14 protein-coding genes are annotated in these 17,434 nt (G+C 63.2%); 7 read left to right on the top strand and 7 right to left on the bottom strand.

The features are described 5' to 3' along the window. Positions 1-29: 29 nt before the first annotated feature. Positions 30-1,187: a DUF3095 domain-containing protein gene (locus OCK01_RS18665; RefSeq protein WP_263825227.1), complete on the top strand. Its 1,158-nt coding sequence runs from the start codon at positions 30-32 to the stop codon at positions 1,185-1,187. On the opposite strand, the gene OCK01_RS18660 is transcribed toward OCK01_RS18665, so the two are convergent. The 7 genes from OCK01_RS18660 to OCK01_RS18630 all read right to left on the bottom strand — a co-directional run bounded on the left by OCK01_RS18660 (position 1,177) and on the right by OCK01_RS18630 (position 8,747). Then, positions 1,177-2,460: a nucleotide sugar dehydrogenase gene (locus tag OCK01_RS18660; protein WP_263825436.1), complete on the bottom strand. Its 1,284-nt coding sequence runs from the start codon at positions 2,458-2,460 to the stop codon at positions 1,177-1,179. The two genes, OCK01_RS18665 and OCK01_RS18660, sit on opposite strands and share 11 nt — an antisense overlap. Before the next feature lie 236 nt (positions 2,461-2,696). Next, complete coding sequence (locus OCK01_RS18655) at positions 2,697-3,764, bottom strand: ABC transporter ATP-binding protein (RefSeq protein ID WP_263825226.1); 1,068 nt, start codon at positions 3,762-3,764, stop codon at positions 2,697-2,699. Further along, positions 3,761-4,684 (bottom strand): carbohydrate kinase family protein, encoded by a 924-nt coding sequence (locus OCK01_RS18650; RefSeq protein ID WP_263825225.1) that lies wholly within the window; start codon positions 4,682-4,684, stop codon positions 3,761-3,763. Before OCK01_RS18650 ends, OCK01_RS18655 begins: the two co-directional genes overlap by 4 nt. Further along, on the bottom strand, positions 4,685-5,707 hold the full coding sequence (locus OCK01_RS18645) for an SIS domain-containing protein (RefSeq protein WP_263825224.1): 1,023 nt from the start codon (positions 5,705-5,707) through the stop codon (positions 4,685-4,687). Then, positions 5,704-6,549 (bottom strand): carbohydrate ABC transporter permease, encoded by an 846-nt coding sequence (locus OCK01_RS18640; protein WP_263825223.1) that lies wholly within the window; start codon positions 6,547-6,549, stop codon positions 5,704-5,706. Before OCK01_RS18640 ends, OCK01_RS18645 begins: the two co-directional genes overlap by 4 nt. Then, positions 6,549-7,433 (bottom strand): carbohydrate ABC transporter permease, encoded by an 885-nt coding sequence (locus tag OCK01_RS18635; protein WP_263825222.1) that lies wholly within the window; start codon positions 7,431-7,433, stop codon positions 6,549-6,551. The genes OCK01_RS18640 and OCK01_RS18635 overlap by 1 nt, the downstream gene beginning before the upstream one ends. A gap of 75 nt (positions 7,434-7,508) precedes the next feature. Next, positions 7,509-8,747 (bottom strand): extracellular solute-binding protein, encoded by a 1,239-nt coding sequence (locus tag OCK01_RS18630; protein WP_263825221.1) that lies wholly within the window; start codon positions 8,745-8,747, stop codon positions 7,509-7,511. Positions 8,748-8,959: 212 nt separating this feature from the next. Between OCK01_RS18630 and OCK01_RS18625 the strand changes: the two genes are divergently transcribed. From OCK01_RS18625 to OCK01_RS18600, 6 genes are all read left to right on the top strand, one after another. After that, on the top strand, positions 8,960-10,171 hold the full coding sequence (locus tag OCK01_RS18625; RefSeq protein WP_263825220.1) for an ROK family transcriptional regulator: 1,212 nt from the start codon (positions 8,960-8,962) through the stop codon (positions 10,169-10,171). 186 nt (positions 10,172-10,357) lie between these two features. Beyond that, positions 10,358-11,320 carry a polysaccharide lyase gene (locus OCK01_RS18620; RefSeq protein ID WP_412179035.1) on the top strand — a complete coding sequence of 321 codons (963 nt, stop codon included), beginning with the start codon at positions 10,358-10,360 and terminating at the stop codon, positions 11,318-11,320. 119 nt (positions 11,321-11,439) lie between these two features. Continuing rightward, a complete protein-coding gene (locus OCK01_RS18615) occupies positions 11,440-13,335 on the top strand; it encodes a dipeptide ABC transporter ATP-binding protein (protein ID WP_263825219.1) in 1,896 nt (631 codons plus the stop codon). Beyond that, the gene (locus OCK01_RS18610) at positions 13,332-15,233 is read left to right on the top strand and encodes an ABC transporter substrate-binding protein (protein ID WP_263825218.1); all 1,902 of its coding nucleotides are present in this window, start codon (positions 13,332-13,334) and stop codon (positions 15,231-15,233) included. The genes OCK01_RS18615 and OCK01_RS18610 overlap by 4 nt, the downstream gene beginning before the upstream one ends. 2 nt (positions 15,234-15,235) lie before the next feature. Next, positions 15,236-16,234 carry an ABC transporter permease gene (locus OCK01_RS18605; protein WP_182829707.1) on the top strand — a complete coding sequence of 333 codons (999 nt, stop codon included), beginning with the start codon at positions 15,236-15,238 and terminating at the stop codon, positions 16,232-16,234. After that, positions 16,231-17,406, top strand: a complete 1,176-nt coding sequence (locus OCK01_RS18600; protein ID WP_182829708.1) for an ABC transporter permease — start codon at positions 16,231-16,233, stop codon at positions 17,404-17,406. The genes OCK01_RS18605 and OCK01_RS18600 overlap by 4 nt, the downstream gene beginning before the upstream one ends. The last annotated feature ends 28 nt before the right edge of the window (positions 17,407-17,434 follow it).

Raw genomic sequence — 17,434 nt, 5'->3', positions numbered from 1 at the left:
TGCGGCAGAGGCCGTGCTAAGTTTTGTCCATGCCTTTGGAACGCGTCGATCCCTTCTACAATGATGTGCCCGTCTTCACGCAGTTTTCCGGCGTGATCGATCTGGACAACTACAGGCCCTTGCCGGACGACTGGTGGCTCGCGACCGGCGATATTGTCGACTCCACCGGCGCCATCGCCGCCGGCTCCTATAAATCCGTCAATATGGCCGGCGCGGCGCTGATTTCCGCCGTGCTCAATGCGCTTGGGCATCAGGACCTTCCCTTCGTCTTCGGCGGCGACGGCGCTCTTGTCGCCTTGCCGGCCGCGGGGATCGAGAAGGCGAAGGCTGCGCTCGCCGCGCTTCGAACCTGGGCGAAAGAGGCGATGGGGCTGGAGATGCGCGCGGCCCTGGTGCCGATTCGTGATGTCCGCGCTTCGGGTCTGGATGTTCGCGTCGCCCGGTTTCGCGTGTCCGAGTTCGCCTCCTATGCGATGTTCGCTGGCGGCGGCGCGAGTTGGGCGGAAGCCCAGATGAAAAACAATCGTTACTCCGTCGACCCCGCGCCGGCGGGCGCTGCGCCGGATCTCGAAGGCCTGTCCTGCCGCTGGAGCCCGATCCCGGCCAGGCATGGCGCGATCGTGTCGATCATCGCGATGCCCGGTCCCGCGAATGATATGCCCGCCTTCGCGCGTCTGGTCGAAAAGATCGTGGCGATCACCGGCAGCGAAGAGCGCGACGGCCATCCCGTGCCGGCCGAGGGACCGGAGCCCAGGGTGTCCGGGGACGGCATTCGCATCGAAGGGCGCGCCGGTCCCCCCGCCGGCAGGATCAAACGCTTCCTCAAGGCGGTGGCGGCGACTGTTTTCGCCTTTGCGCTGATTCGATGGAAGATCACTGTGGGGCGGTTCGACCCCGTCGTCTATCGCCGCGATGTGGCCGACAACAGCGATTTCCGCAAATTCGACGACGGGCTCAAGATGACCGTGGATATCGATTCTCGCCGTCTCGCCGAGATCGAAGCGCTTTTGCGCGACGCGGCGGCGAGAGGCGTCTGCCGCTACGGCTTGAGCAAGCAGGACGCGGCGCTGATGACCTGTATCGTGCTGACTGCGCTCGAACGGGATCACATGCATTTCATCGACGGCGCGGCTGGGGGCTACGCCCGCGCCGCCGAGCATTTGAAGGCGTCGGCGCTCATGCTTTGACGATGTGATCGGCGGCGATGCCCATCCGCCCGAAGACGTTCCTTGTGTCGACGATCAGCGGCGACCACGCTGCGATGGACGCATAGTCGACGTCGTCGTGATCCGTCGCCAACAGCACCGCATCGAAGCCGCGCACCATCTCTTCGGTCAGGGGCGTCGAGGCGCGGCCCTTGAAGCAGAGATATTCGCGTGTTGCGGGAATGGACTGCACATGCGGATCATGGAAGGCGGCCTCGCCGCCGCGCGCTTCGATCAGTTCGATCAGCTTCAGCGACGGGCTTTCGCGAATATCCGGAACGTTCTTCTTGTAGGCCAGGCCCAGCACCAGCACCCGGCAGCGACTGAGCGCGCGGCCGAGCTTCATGTCGAGCGCCTCCGCCAACCGATCCACCACGTAGCGCGGCATCGAGGAATTGATCTCGCCGGCCAATTCGATGAACCGGGTCGGCAGCTCATATTCATGCGACTTCCATGTCAGGTAGAACGGATCGATCGGGATGCAATGGCCGCCGAGACCCGGGCCGGGATAAAAGGCCATGTAGCCGAACGGCTTGGTCTTGGCCGCATCGACCACTTCCCAGATGTCGATACCCATGGCGTCGTAGACGACCTTGAGTTCGTTCACGAGCGCGATGTTGACGGCGCGAAAGACGTTTTCGGTAATCTTGACCGCCTCGGCCGCCGCCGTGGACGAGACCGGCACGACCTTTTCAACCACCGCGCCATAGAAAGCCTGCATCAACGACGAGGCCTCTGCGCCGTCGCCGGCAACGATCTTCGGGATGCTGGCGGTGCGGAAATTGCGGTTGCCGGGGTCTTCCCGCTCCGGCGAGAAGCCGAGGAAGATGTCGGTGGCGGATTTCAGGCCGGTTTTTTCGAGAATCGGGCGCACCACTTCATCAGTGGTCCCAGGATAGGTGGTCGATTCGAGAACGATCATCTGTCCTCGGCGCAAAGTCGCGGCGATCGCCTCGGTCGTCTTGACGATATAGGAGAGATCCGGAGCGCGATGCTTGGTCAGCGGCGTCGGCACGCAGATGACGATGACGTCGCAGTCTCCGAGACGCTCGAAATCCGTGGTCGCCGCAAATGCGCCCGACGCGACGTGGCCGGAAAGGGTGTCGCTTGCGACCGCCTCGATATAGGAGGAGCCGGCCTCGATCCGCACGATTTTTTCCGGATCGATATCGAAGCCGATGACGCCGAAACCTCCATGGGCGACGGCCATCGCCAAGGGCAGGCCGACATAGCCTAACCCGATGACCCCGACCATTGCGGACCTGGATGCGATCTTCTCGGACAAGGCGGAAAAAGTGGAGACGGGTTCGGTCAAGACGGCTCTCTCGGGCTGATGCGTTGACGCCTTATAGAGGGCTCCGGGCACAGAGTGTCAAGCAAGGGCCGGGGACACAGCTTCGTGAAAGCTCGGCCGCCCCGGCTGGAACCTGTCGAAACATGTTGTAGCGTTGCTCTGACCTCTATCCGTGGCGAGACGGAAGGCAATCCGCCTCAGTTGAGGCGGAGACCGGTTTCGGGATCGAAGAGGTGCAGCGCTGCGAGCGGCGCGGTGAGTTCCAGCGTCTCACCCGGTTGGACGCGGCTATAGGGCGGGGCGGAGGCGAGCACCTGCTGTCCGCCGACTTTCCCGGTGAGGATGATCTCGGGCCCCGTCAGTTCCGTCACCTCGATCGTCACGGGCAGGCGCACGCCTTCGCCGCCAGGCTTCAGGGCTTCCGGCCTGACCCCGACGATGACAGGTTTGCCCGTCGCGATGGCCTCGGCCCCCGATGGCAGGGGAAGCGCGATATCGGCGCCGTCGATCGTCAGACCGTTTTCGCTGCGCCGGGCGTGGAGCAGGTTCATCGGCGGCGCGCCGACGAAGGTTGCGACATAGAGCGTGGCGGGACGATTGTAGATCGCCTCCGGCGTGTCCAACTGTTCGATCCGGCCGTTGCGCATCACCGCGATGCGGGTGGCGAGCGTCATCGCCTCGATCTGGTCATGCGTCACATAGACGACGGTGGTCTTCATCATCTGGTGCAGTCGCTTGAGCTCGGTCCGCATCTCCATACGCAGCTTGGCGTCGAGATTGGACAGCGGTTCGTCGAACAGGAAGACCTTGGGATGACGGACCAGCGCGCGACCGATGGCCACGCGCTGGCGTTGCCCGCCCGACAACTGGCTTGGCTTGCGGTCGAGCAGGTTTTCGATCTGCAGGAGGCGCGCGGCGTCCAGCACGGCTTTGTCGCGTTCGGCGGCGGGGACTTTACGCATTTCGAGCCCGAAGCCGATGTTCCGCGCCACGGTCAGATTGGGATAGAGCGCATAGGACTGGAACACCATGGCGATGTCGCGGTCCTTGGGATGCACGCCGACGACCGAGCGGTCGCCGATCCGGACATCGCCGCTGGTCGGTTCGGCGAGCCCTGCGATGATGTTGAGCAGCGTGGACTTGCCGCAGCCGGACGAGCCCAGGAGCACGAGGAATTCGCCGCTCTCCAAAGCGATGTCGATGCCCTTGAGCGTTTCGACATCGCCATAATTCTTGCGGATCTTGTCGATGGTGAGCGCGCTCATGCGGCGTCTCCTTGATGACTCATGTCGTAGCGGCGCGGAAATGTCGACACCGCGCGGGATGCGATGGCGACGCCGGCTTGAAGGCAGGCGGTCAGCGGCTCTTGCCGGGCCAGCGCGTCGAGGAATCCGGCATTGAAGACGTCGCCGGCGCCGATCGTGTCGATGACGTCCACTTTGGGCGCGGCAGCCTCATGCAACGCTCCATCCGCGCCGATGGCGACGGCGCCGTCCGGACCGCGCTTGACCACGACGATCGCGCCCTCCGGCATGATCGCCTTCAGCGCGCGCGCCGCCTCGATCGGGTCTGCGACGCCCGTTAGCGTGGTCGTCTCGATCTCGTTCATCAGCGCCAGACGGCAGCGGCCGAGCCAGGCGCGGGTCGCCGCGCAATTGGCCTCCGTCCAGCCGTCGAGCGGCCAGCCCGTGTCGAGCGCGACGGATGCGCCCTGCGCGTCCAGCCAGTCGAACAGCGCCGCGTAATCACGCGTCAGCGCATCGGTAAGGAAGGAGCCGCAGAGAAGGACGTAGCCGCCTGCGAGTCCAGAGTTTTCCAGCATCGTCCGCGTATCGCCGAGGCTGAAATGCGGCAGATGGCCTTTGGTGGTGAAGAAGGTGCGCTCGCCGTCGGGATGGGTGATGCCCACCGAGATCGTCGTGCCTTCGGGGCGCGCGGGCCAAGCGCTGGCATAAGCGCCGAACTCGCCTTGCAGCCAGCGGCCGAACTGGTCGTCGCCGATATTGGCGGCGATGGTGAAGGGCGTGCCCAGAGCCATCCAGGCGAGCGCCGTGTTGCCCGCGGCGCCGCCGACGCGCAATTCGTTGTGGTCGACGATGATCTCGGTTCCCGGCTGCGGCCAGGGCGCGGCGGGACCCATGATCAGGTCGACATTGACGTTACCGATGACGGCGAGCGGCTTCATTCATTCGCTCCGGGTGATCTTGGACGAGCGGACCGGCGTGCCGGCGTCGGGCACACGCGCCTCGGCAAAAGCGACCATCAGCCGCTGGGCCGTCGGCAGCATCGCGAAAATGGCCGCCATGCCGCTCGCCGGCTTGAAGGGAATGGTGATAGCGCCGTCGACCGGGGCTTCGCCCGAGGCGTCGAAGATTACCAGCGGCGCTGCGGTCTGGGCCACCGATGTCGCCATCGCCGTCACCAGTTCGGATGTGGCGTCCTGGCCGCGGAACAGCGCGACGCCGATCTCCGGCGACAGCATCTCCATCGGGCCGTGACGCAACTGACCGCCTTCGAGCGAGAAGCAGGGCAGGCGCGACAGTTCGGTGAGACCAAGAGCCAGCGCTTCGGCGACGCCCTGCAGGCGGCGACCCGACGTCACCACGGTCCGCAATTCTGAAAAGGCGGCGAGCGCTGGAGAAATGTCGGGATTCTCAGGCGCGTTGAGTGCAACGAGGGCGGCGGAGGGATCTTCGCCGAGCGCTTCGAGCACGGCGAGATGCAGCGCAAAGGTGATGGTCAGGCTGCGCGTGGCCGCAAAGGCGCGTTCGGTGCCGCCCACACCGACGAGGCTCTGCGCCGCGCCGGCGAGGAAGGAGCCGGCTTCGAGCGTCAGGCCGAATGTATCGGTGGTCGCGCCGGTCTCCTTGAACCAGCGGATGACTTCGGCGCTTTCGCCGGATTGCGAGGCAACGATGACCGTCTTGCCGTCGAGCGACAGCGGCGCACCGAGTTGTTCCGACAGCGGGATGGCCAGGGCGTCGATGCCGAGGGCGCGGTAAAGCGGCTCGACCGCGCGGCTGACGGCATGGGAGCCGCCCATGCCGAGCAGCAAAAGGCGGCCGGTCTTTTTCAGCGAGGTTGCAATCGCGACCGCGCCGTCGCGGGCGGCCTCGTAGGAGGAGATGGCGTCCGCATGCTGGCGGGCCATTTCGCGGTCGATGGCGAGCAGTCCTTCCGGACGCGTCTTGGTCTCGGTCATGGTCATCCCTTTACGCCGCCATTGGTGAGGCCTGATATCAGCGCCCGTTGCATCAGAAGACCCACGGCGACCGGCGGCAAAGCGGCGAGCACGCCGGCTGCGGCAATGAGCCCGTAATCGGAAACGCGGCCGCCGGCGAGATCGGCGATGGCCACGGTGAGCGTCTTGGCGCGCTGGTCGGAGGTAAACAGCAGCGCATAGAAGAATTCGTCCCAGGCGAGCAGGAAGGCGAACAGCGCCGAGGTCGCCATCACCGGCAAGGCCAGCGGCAATGTGACGATGCGCAGGGTCTGGAACAGGCTTGCTCCATCGATCATCGCCGCCGATTCCAGTTCGCGCGGAATGCCGTCGAAGCCGGATTTCATCAGCCAGGTGGTGAAGGGCGCAAGGATGGTGAGATAGACCAGCGCCAGGCCGAAGACATTGTTGAGCATGCCGAAATGCGCGAGCGCCATATAGAGCGGCACGGCAAGCGCCACGGGCGGCAGCATATAGGTGCCGATCACCAGCGTCAGCGACCAGCCCACCGACGGCGTGCGCGACACGGCCCAGCCGGCGGGAATGGCGAGCAGGATCGCCGCGATGGTCGCCATGCCTGAGACCACAAGGCTGTTGCGCAGCGAGGCGGTGAAGGCCGCGCCGGCGCTGTTCTCAACGGTCGAGAGCAACATGGCGTAACGCGAAAAATCCATCTCCGACGGCCACCATTTCAGGGGTTTGGCGGCGAGATCGGCGGCAGGCGCGATGCTCATGATAAAGAGCCAGACGAGCGGCGCGAGGATGACCAGCGCCAGGAGCAGCGCGGCGAGGTGGATGAAGATCGAGAAGAGGGGGCTCTGGCGTTCCATCAGGCGGCGCTCCCGGCGGTCTTGCGCACCAGCGCGCCATAAGCGAGCGCGAGCAGCGTGACGATCAGCGTGACGATGAGGGCGAGCGAAGCGCCAGATCCCGCCCGCTGGAAGGAGAAGGCTTCCTGATAGACGAGGATCGACAGCGTGCGGGTGGAGTTGGCCGGGCCGCCGCGCGTCATGACCCAGATGATGTCGAACACCTTGAAGGCTTCGATCGTGCGCAGCACCAGCGCCACCATCAGCGGGCCGGCGAGATAGGGCAAGATCACGAAGCGGAAACGCTTCCAGGCGCTCGCGCCATCCACCAGCGAGGCGGAAACGATGTCGCGCGGCACGGCCTGAAGGGCCGCGAGCGCAATCAGCGCCACGAGCGGGAAATTCTTCCAGCAATCGGCGACGATCAGCGCCGCCATGGCCGCGCCCGGTTCGCCCAGCCAGGAGCGATAGTCCGAGATCAGGCCGATCTGGGTGAGGGCGGCGTTGAGCGCGCCATATTCGGGATTGTAGATCAGCCGCCAGAGCGTGGCGTTGACGATGGTCGGCAGCGCCCAAGGCAGGATCATCAGCGCCCGCAGAATGGTGCGGCCGTAGAATTGCTGATTGAGGAGCAGCGCCGCAAGCACGCCGAGCACCATTTCCGCAGTGACGGAGATCACAGCGAACCAGGTGGTGGTGACCAGCGTCCGGCGGAAATTTGAGCCCGAGAGCATCTTCATGTAATTGTCGAGACCGACGAAATGGCCCGGGGTGCCGACGAGTTTGGCGTCGGTGAAGGACAGCCTGACCGTGTCGATCATCGGCCAACCGATCACGGCGATCATCACCGCGAGCAGCGGGAGCATGAGCAGCCATGCCCGGGTCGTGAGCCAGGTGCTGGACATCGTGTCCTCTCGGAATTTTCGGATTGGGTGGGTCTTTAAAAAGGCGGGCGGCGGCGAAGCCGCCCGCGGCCGGGCTCAGAGCCCGCTATTTTCGACGGCAGTCTTCAGCGCGTCTTCAGGCGAAGATTGGCCGAGCAGGGCTTCCTGGATCGCCTGTTGCAGCGCGGTCGACATTTCCTGATATTTCGGCGTGGTCGGACGCGGATACATGGCGGCGAGGCCGAGCTTGGCGGCGGCGATCAGCTCTTCCTGGCCCTTGGTGACGGCCGGATCTTCATAAGAGGACGCCCAGATCGGCAGGCTCAGCTTGGCGTATTGGTTCTGCACCTGCTGCGAGGTCATGAACTCGATGTATTTCCAGGCTTCGTCGGGATGCTTGCTGGCGGTGGTGACGCCGAGACCCATGGATCCGTTGACGGCCGAAACCTCGCTCTTGCCCGCAACGCCCGGAGCCGGGACCACGCCGACCTTGCCGGCGACCTTGCTGTCCTTCGGATCGTTGGCCATATTGTACATATAGGTCCAGTTGAGCGCGAAGGCGGCGTCGCCGTTCTGGAACACCTTGCGGACATCCTCTTCGAGGAATTCCTTGGAGTTCGGATTGGTCAGGCCCGACGTGTAGCTGTCGACCATGTATTTCAGCGCATCGAGCGCGCCGCCCTGATCGAAGACCGGCTTGCCGTCCTTAATGAAGTCGCCCTTATAGGCGCTGACCAGCGTCGTGTAATCGCAGATCGCGGCTTCGGCCTGTGACCAGGACCAGGCGATGGGGGTCTTCAACAAGCCCTTGTCCTGGATGATCTTGGCCTGTTCCTTCAATTCGTCCCAGGTCTTCGGCGGGGCCTTGATGCCGGCCTTCTCCAGGATTTCCTTGTTGTAGAACAGATATTTGGTGTCGAGGATCCAGGGCATGCCGTAGGATTTGCCGTCATATTGCACGGTGGTCCAGGCGCCTGGAAGCACACCCTTCTTCATGTCGTCGGTGATGCGCGAGGAGACATCCACCAGGACGTTGTTGGAGGCGTATTCGGCCGGCCAGATCACGTCGAACAGCACGACGTCATAGCCGCCGCCGGAACCCTGGGCGAGCACGGTCTTGTCGTGCAGGCCTTCATAGGGGACGAATTCGAGATTGATCGAAACATCGGGATTGGCCTTGGTGAAGGCCTCGGTCATGGCGCGCACATCGGCTTCGCTATAGGCGGCCTGCGCCATGAACAGCGCATTGATCTTGGTTTCGGCGAACGCCTGCGAGGCGAAGGCCGCGCCGATGGCGGCTGCGCCCATAAGGGTCATTGTCAGTGATTTCAACATGTCTGCCTCCAGTGAGTGGCTACGCTTGAGATCCGCGGCGGCCCTGAGGTCGAAGCGGTGTTCGATTGGGTTTAAAAACCCGTCGGATGTGGAGCGTCGCAGCGCGTGCGTGGCGCTTTCGCGTTCCCCGGAACTCTTCGGTTCCTTATTAAGTCAAACATCTTGACTTAATCCTTGTGGAATATTCTATGGGTGTCAAGAGGGTATTTCGCATGCATGACGTCAGAACCATCCGCGCCAAGAGCGGCACCAATCAGGAAGGCGCAGGCGCGCATAACAAGCGCGTCATCATCGACGCGCTCCGGCTGAATGGGCAGTTGTCCCGGGCTGATCTGGCGCGGGCGACGAGATTGACCAAGCAGACGGTCTCCAACCTCATCGAAGCGCTCGAACTCGACGGCCTGGTGATGTCGGAAGAGGTCGTGCGCAAAGGACGCGGCCAGCCGTCGACGCCCTATCGCCTGGTGCCGGAGGGCGCCTTCGCCATCGGTTTGCAGATCGACCGGCATGTCACCCGGGCGATCGCGGTGGATCTGGTCGGCAATGTGCTGGCGCAATCGCAGGCTGCCTTGCCGCCGGATGGACCGGCGCGGGGCGTTCGCGTCATTCTCGATCTCGTCGAGCAGACGCGGCGCGAACTCGAAGCGATGCGGCCGCAGGCCGAAAGCCGGCTGGCCGGTCTCGGCGTGGCGATGCCGGGTCCTTTTGGACTTGAGCCCGCCGCCGACGATCCCTGGATGATGGGCGCCTGGCAGGCCTTTCCGCTGTTGGAGACGCTCGCCGCCGGCACGGGTCTCGACGTGGCGCTGCAGAACGACGCCGCAGCCTGCGCCACGGCCGAGCGCATGGTCGGCGCGGCGCATGGTTTGGATCACGCCGTCTGTCTCTATCTCGGCTACGGCATCGGCGCCGGCCTCATTCTCGGCGGCGAACTCTATAGCGGCGCGCATGGCAATGCCGGCGAGATCGGCATGGCGCTGTTTTCGGATGGAGGCCGCCTGACGCCGCTCGAACATCGGGCTTCGCTCGCCTCGCTCTATCAGACGCTGGGCCTCAACCCGGCGGAAGGCGACCTGCATGACGTCGTGACCGAGCTCGTCGAAGCCGACGATCCTGGGCTTCTGGCTTGGATCGACGCCGCCGCGCGCGACCTGCGCTGGGCCGTTCACCTGATCGAGACGGTGTTCGACCCGCAGTCGATCGTCATCTCCGGCGGCGCGCCGCCGGCGCTCGCCAGCCGGTTGATCGCGGCTATCGAGCCGCTTCTGCCCTCGAACGCGGAACGGCGTGACCGGACGGCGCCGCGACTGAAGGCCGGCATGTTCGATCCCTGGGCCGTCGCGCTGGGCGCCGCCGCCGAACCGATCGGCCGCGCCTTCGAGCCGCGCTTCGCCGCCATCCTCAAGGAAGCCGCGGGCCGCTGACGGTCCCGTCGCCACCACACGCCTCTCCCTATCGCGGAACGTTCCCCGCGCGGTCACGTTTCCGTGCCGGCGATGTGAAGCACTGCATCTGGCGCCTCTTTGGTTTCCGATTATAGTGGCTGCCGAAGAATTGCGGTCGTGAGGTTGCACCGCGCTTTGACAAGCTTTTAGAGTGAGAGTGACGAAATGATCCGTGTCCTGATGTCGGGGGTGTTGATGTCTTTGCTGGCCGTTGCGCCTGTGCTCGCCGATCCTCTGAATACGCGACTTGCCGATCGCTTCGAAGGCCAGGATTTTTCCCCGGACGGAGGCCTTTATTACAAGGACAATGCCGAGCAGCGGGCAGGATCGGTCGAGTTTCAGGGCGCCGATGTCTTCGAGGGCAAGGGGGCGCTCAAACTCTCGGTTCGCCCGCTATGCGATGCCGCCGAGGACGGTTGCAGCGAGCGCGCCGAGATCTGGGAGAAGCCAGAACTTCGCACGCCCTATGAGAGCCCGGTCTGGTTCGGTTTCGCCGTCAAATTCGCAGATCCGATTCCCGATGACGATCACCGCTATCTCATCGCCCAGTGGAAACGCGAGATCGAGGCGGACGCCGAGGGCGATTACAGCCCGTTCCTGGCGTTTCGCATGCGCAACGGCAAACTGTTCGTCACGGTCGAAACCGATCTCTTCGAAGAGGGCGCGACGACCGGCGAGGACAATGTCCAGAATGCCTGTGCAACGGGCGGAACCCCGGTCTGGTTGCGCCCCAAGGTCAAGCAGATGCGCGCCTTCGTGGCCGGGGACGCCGATTGGACGCCCGGCGACGGCGGCGAGTTCAAGAGCTGCACCACCGCGATCCAGGTGACCCGGCGGGGAGAATTGCCGAAACCCTCGTCCGGCTGGATCGATTTCGCCGTCCTCAGCAAACCGGGGCCCGGCGGCGACGGCCATATCGAAATTTTCGCCAACAAGATCTGGATCGCCACCGTCAAGGGTCGGATCGGCCATCAGGGAAAAGGGCTGGGCCCCAATCAGTATTTCAAGTTCGGCCCCTATCGCGCTGCGCGTGACGGCGTCTGGTCGCTCTACTACGACGATTTCCGCCGGTCGCCCGACTGCCGCGACGTCTTGCGTGACGAAGACCTGTGCGCAGCCATCAAGTAAAACGCGGCGAATGTTCATAAAAATATTGTGAGCGGCGCATAGACGCATTCCCGGTCATGCGTTAGCCTCCCGGCAAAAAACAAAACGAAGCGTCTCAGGCGCGATGGGGAAATAGTGGAATGAGCCTTGGACGGGATCTCCTCAGGATCGAAGACCTGAGCATCTCCTTCTCTTTGTTGGGAGGGAAGATCGACGTCGTGAAAAAGGCGTCGCTGCGCGTATCTCCGGGCAAGATCACCGCGCTGGTTGGCGAATCGGGATCCGGAAAATCGGTGATCAGTCAGGCGGTCATGGGCATTCTTCCCTCGATCGCCAGCGCTTCGGGCCGGATCCTGTTCAACGACGATCTCTGTTCGCAGGGTCCGATCGACATCGTCGGCCTGCCGCGCGACGGTCGCGACATCCGGGCGCTGCGCGGTAATCGCATGGCGATGATCTTTCAGGAGCCGATGACGTCGCTCTCGCCGTTGCACACGATCGGCAACCAGATATCCGAAGTGCTCGCCATCCACGAAGACATCGACGCCGAAGAGCGCCGCCGGCGCACCGAGGAGATGCTGGGTCTCGTCGGTTTTCACGATCCAGCCCGCGCCTTCGGCATGTATCCGTTTGAATTGTCGGGCGGCATGCGCCAGCGCGCGATGATCGCCATGGCGCTGATCTGCCGTCCCTCGCTGTTGATCGCCGACGAGCCGACCACCGCGCTCGACGTGACCATCCAGGCGCAGATCCTGAAATTGCTCAAGGATCTCCAGGCCAAGCTCGGAATGGCGATCCTGCTGATCACCCACGACCTCGGCGTGGTCGCCAATGTCGCCGATGAAGTGGTGGTGATCTATCACGGCGAGATTATGGAAGCAGGCTCGGTCGAGGACATCTTCCGCGCGCCGTCGCATCCCTATCTCAAGGCCTTGCTCGCGGCCGTGCCTCATTTTGACATGGCGCCCGGCGAGCGGTTGAAGTCGCTGCGGGAAGCCAAGGTGAATGTGCATTCTCTGGTCGGTCGCGGCGACGCGGTGTCCGCGAAGGCGTCCGACGTCATCCTCAGCGTGCGCAACGTCTCGAAGACCTTCAGCAAGGGCCGCTCGATCTGGTCGCGCAAGGCGGAAACCAGCAAGACGCCGGCGGTTCGCGACGTCAGCTTCGACGTGCGACGGGGCGAATGCCTCGGTCTCGTCGGCGAAAGCGGCTGTGGCAAGACCACGCTCAGCAAAATCCTGATGCGCGCGGTGACGCCGGACGCCGGTTCGGTGACCTTCAACGGGGCCGACGGGCGCGATATCGACGTGCTGGCCGCAGAGGGCGCCGGCCTCAAAGATCTGCGCACGAAGATCCAGATGGTGTTCCAGGATCCGGTGTCGTCGCTGTCGCCGCGCACGACCATCCAGAACGTGGTGGCGGAACCGCTGGAAATACATGGGCGGGGCGACGCGGCGACGCGCGCTGAAAAAGTGGCGGCGCTGATCGAAGCGGTCGGTCTCGAAAGACGCCACCTCAATCGCTATCCGCATGGCCTTTCCGGCGGCCAGCGGCAACGCGTGGGCATCGCCCGCGCCTTGGCTTTGAGGCCGGAACTGGTGATCTGCGACGAACCGGTCTCGGCTCTCGACGTGTCGGTCCAGGCGCAGATCCTCAATCTTCTCAAGGATCTGCAGTCGGAGCTCTCGCTCACCTACATCTTCATCTCGCACAATCTCGCGGTGATCGATTACATGGCCGACCGGATCGCCGTGATGTGCCGTGGACGTCTCGTCGAGATCGCCCCGCGGCATACATTGATGCGCGCGCCGGTGCATCCTTACACCAAGTCGCTGCTGGCTGCCGTCCCCTTTCCCGACCTGGACCGCCCGCTGGATTTCAACACGCTTCTCGCCAACGGCGCCTCCGACCAGAAGAGTTGGAGCCCGCAGTTCCGGGAAGAGACGGAGGAGCAGGCGCTCGCGCCGGCGGATCTCGGCGACGGTCATTTCGTTCTGGCGAGACAGACGGTCGACGCGCGGGAGTTGCGCCCATGATGGACAGGCGGACGTTTTTGGGCGCGATGGCCGCGACCCTGCTTCCCGGCGCGGCGGGCGCAGCGGGGCGAGAGCCGAAATTCTTCGAAGAGCGCCTGCTCGCAGGCTCGCTCGATCCGATCGAGATGCGGCTTCCCCGCCATCCCCGTGTGATCAATCTCGGCGCCACGGGCCGCAAGCCCGGGGTCTATGGCGGCACGGTGCGCAGCATCATCGGCAGCCAGAAAGATATCCGCCTGATGACGATCAACGGCTATTCCCGTCTGGTCGGCTATGACGAGAACCTCGCGCTGCAGCCGGACATTCTCGAAAGCTTCGAATCGATCGAAGATCGCATCTTCACCTTCCGAATTCGCGAGGGGCACCGCTGGTCGGACGGGGCTTTGCTGACTTCGGAGGATTTCCGCTACACCTGGGAAGACGTCTACATGGACAAGGATCTCAAACGCGGCGGCCTGCCGCGCGAGTTGCTTGTCGATGGCGAAGGCCCGGGATTCGAAGTTCTCGACGCCTATACCGTCCGCTATACATGGAAATCGCCCAATCCGGATTTCCTGCCGCGAATCGCCGCGCCTCAGCCTTTGGTGATGGTCATGCCGGCGACCTATATGAAACAGTTCCATAAGCGCTATCAGGACGAATTCCGCCTGAGTTCGCTGATGAAGGAATACAAGGCCAAGAAGTGGGTCGATCTCCACATCAAGATGTCGCGCAGCTATCGACCCGAAAATCCCGATCTTCCGACGCTCGATCCCTGGCGCAACACCACGGCGCCGCCATCCGAACAATTCGTGTTCGAGCGCAACCCTTTCTTCCATCGCGTCGATGAGAACGGATTGCAGCTGCCCTATATCGACAGGATCTTGCTGAGCGTCAGCGCCAACGACATCATCGCCGCCAAGACCGGAGCGGGCGAGGCGGATCTGCAGTTCCGCGGCCTCGATTTCACCGATTACGCCTTCATGAAGGACGCGGAGAAACGCTATCCGGTGAAAGTGTCTTTGTGGAAGCGAACGACGGGATCGCAGGCGGCGCTGCTGCCCAATCTCAACGCCGCCGATCCGGTGTGGCAGAAGCTGATGCGCGATGTCCGGTTCCGCCGGGCGTTGTCGCTCGCCATCGATCGCAGCGAGATCAACAAGGTCGTGTTCTACGGGCTCGCGGCCGAAAGCGCCGATACCGTGCTGCCGGAAAGCCCCTTGTTCAAGCCCGAACTGAAGACGGCCTGGGCGACGTTCGATCCCGCCGGCGCCAACCGGCTGCTCGACGAGATCGGCCTGACGGCGCGTGACGACGACGGCTTGCGCCTGTTGCCCGATGGACGTCCGCTGCAGATCATCGTCGAGACCGCGGGCGAAAGCACGCTCGAAACCGACCTTCTGGAGCTCATCACCGATCACTGGCGCGAGATCGGCGTCTCGCTGTTCATCAAGACGTCGCAACGCGACGTATTCCGCAGCCGCGCCATCAGCGGCACGATCATGATGTCGATGTGGACCGGGCTCGACAACGGCGTCCCGACGCCCGACATGAATCCCGGCCAGCTTGCGCCGACCTCCGATGAGCAGTTGCAGTGGCCGCTTTGGGGCAGCCATTACCTGTCGAACGGGATGGAAGGCAAACCGCCCGAGATGCCCGAGGCGCAGAAACTCGTCGATCTCCTCGGCCAGTGGCGGCGTGCGAGCGGTACGGAGGAGCGGCGGCGGATCTGGGACGAGATGCTGTCGATCTATTCTGAGCACGTGTTTTCCATCGGCATCGTCAATTCGGCCCTGCAGCCGATGATGCGGGCCTCCCGCTTGCAGAACATGCCGGAGAAGGGTCTCTTCGGCTTCGATCCGACCTGCTATCTCGGCGTCTACATGCCGGACACGTTCTGGTACCAGGAGGAGGCCTGACCATGTTGCGTTACATCGCCTGGCGCTTCCTCGTAATGATCCCGACGCTGGTGATCATTTCGGCGCTGATCTTCACCATCATCGAATTGCCTCCCGGCGACTATTTCGAAAGCTATGTAGCCGAGATCCAGGCCCAGGGCGAAGCCGTCGATATGCAGGAGATCGAGGAGCTCAGGGCTGAATACGGCTTCGACCAGCCGCCCGTGCTGCGTTACTTCCACTGGGTCGCCGGCATGTTGCAGGGTGATTTCGGCTATTCCTTCGAGTACCAGCTGCCGGTCTCCGATGTGGTCGGCGACCGCTTGTGGCTCACCGTGCTGGTGTCGTTCTGCACCATCCTCTTGACCTGGCTGATCGCCTTTCCGATCGGCATCTATTCGGCGACGCATCAATATAGCTGGTCCGACTACGGTCTGACGTTTCTCGGACTGCTCGGGCTGGCGATCCCCAATTTCATGCTGGCGTTGATCCTGATGTATTTCGCCAATATCTGGTTCGGCACGTCCGTCGGTCATCTGATGGACCAGAAATATTTCGGCGAGCCGATGAGCTGGGCCAAGTTCACCTCCGTTCTCGAGCATCTCTGGATCCCGGTCCTGATCATCGGCACGGCCGGCACGGCGAGCATGATCCGCAAACTGCGCGCCAATCTGCTCGACGAGTTGCAGAAGCAATATGTGGTGACGGCGCGCGCCAAGGGCATGCATCCTTTCCGCGCGCTGGTGAAGTATCCGCTGCGTATGGCGCTCAACTTCTTCATTTCCGACATCGGCTCGATCCTGCCGGCGATCATTTCCGGCGCCGAGATCACGGCGATCGTGCTGTCTCTCGAAACCACCGGCCCGATGCTGATCAAGGCGCTGCAGAGCCAGGACATGTATCTCGCCGGCTCCTTCCTGATGTTTCTCGCTTTCCTCACGGTGGTCGGCGTGCTGATCTCGGACATCGCGCTGGCCTTTCTCGATCCCCGCATTCGTCTTCAGGGCGGGAGCACAAAATGAGTTCCTACCTGCCCGAACCCGGCGCGCCGCTTGGCCACTATGTGTCTGAAGCTCCCTTCGATCCCTATTCGATCGAACAGGATACAGCGGAACAGAGCCGTTACAACAAAGCCTCGCAACTGCAACTGATGTGGTGGAAATTCCGCCGCCATCGCCTGGCGGTGATCTCCGGGGTATTTCTCGCTCTTCTCTATTTCATCATCATGATTGCGGAATTCCTGGCGCCGTACAATCTCCATTCCCGCCATCCCGACTTCATTCACGCGCCTCCCCAGGCCGTGCACCTGTTCGACAACGGCAAATTCGTCGGACCTTTCGTCTACGGACGCGAGATGAGGCTCGACATGGATACGTTGAGGCGGGTTTACACCGAGCGCGCCGATCAGGTTCAGCCGCTGCGGTTCTTTTGCCGGTCCGATTCCTATCGGTTCTGGGGGCTCTTCGACAGCAATGTGCATCTCGTCTGCCCTGCCCAAGGCGGACAATTGTTCCTGCTGGGCACGGACCGGTTGGGGCGCGACGTGCTGTCGCGCATCATCTATGGCGCGAGAATTTCGCTCACCATCGGCCTCATCGGCATCGCCATCAGCTTCAGCCTCGGCGTCATCATCGGCGGCTGGGCGGGTTATCTCGGCGGTATTTTCGATCTCGTGGTGCAGCGCATCATAGAAGTGTTGCAATCCATCCCTAGCATACCCTTGTGGATGGCGCTCGCGGCCATCATGCCGGTGACTTGGAGCCCCATGCTGATCTATCTCGGCATAACCGCCATATTGGGCCTGCTGGACTGGACGGGCCTGGCCCGCGCGGTGCGCTCGAAGCTGCTGTCGCTGCGCGAGGAAGACTATGTCCTGGCCGCGCAGCTGATGGGCGCGAAGAGCAGTCGCATCATCGGCCGCCATCTGGTTCCCGGGTTCATGTCGCATCTGATCGCCACCGCCACGATGTCGGTGCCTGGCATGATTCTCGGAGAGACGGCGCTGAGTTTTCTCGGCCTGGGCTTGCGTCCTCCGATCACAAGTTGGGGAATTCTGCTCACAGAAGCGAAAAGTGTGAGTGTCATAGCCTTTTATCCGTGGCTGCTATTTCCTATTATCCCTGTCATGCTGGTGATACTGGCGTTCAACTTCCTTGGCGACGGTCTGCGAGACGCCGCCGATCCCTATAAATGAGGTGAGTTCGACATGTGGAAGAGTGACG

The organism is Rhizobium sp. TRM95796 (assembly GCF_025779995.1).
Classification (GTDB): Bacteria; Pseudomonadota; Alphaproteobacteria; order Rhizobiales; family Rhizobiaceae; genus Rhizobium_E.
This window is presented reverse-complemented; position numbering and strand designations above follow the sequence as displayed.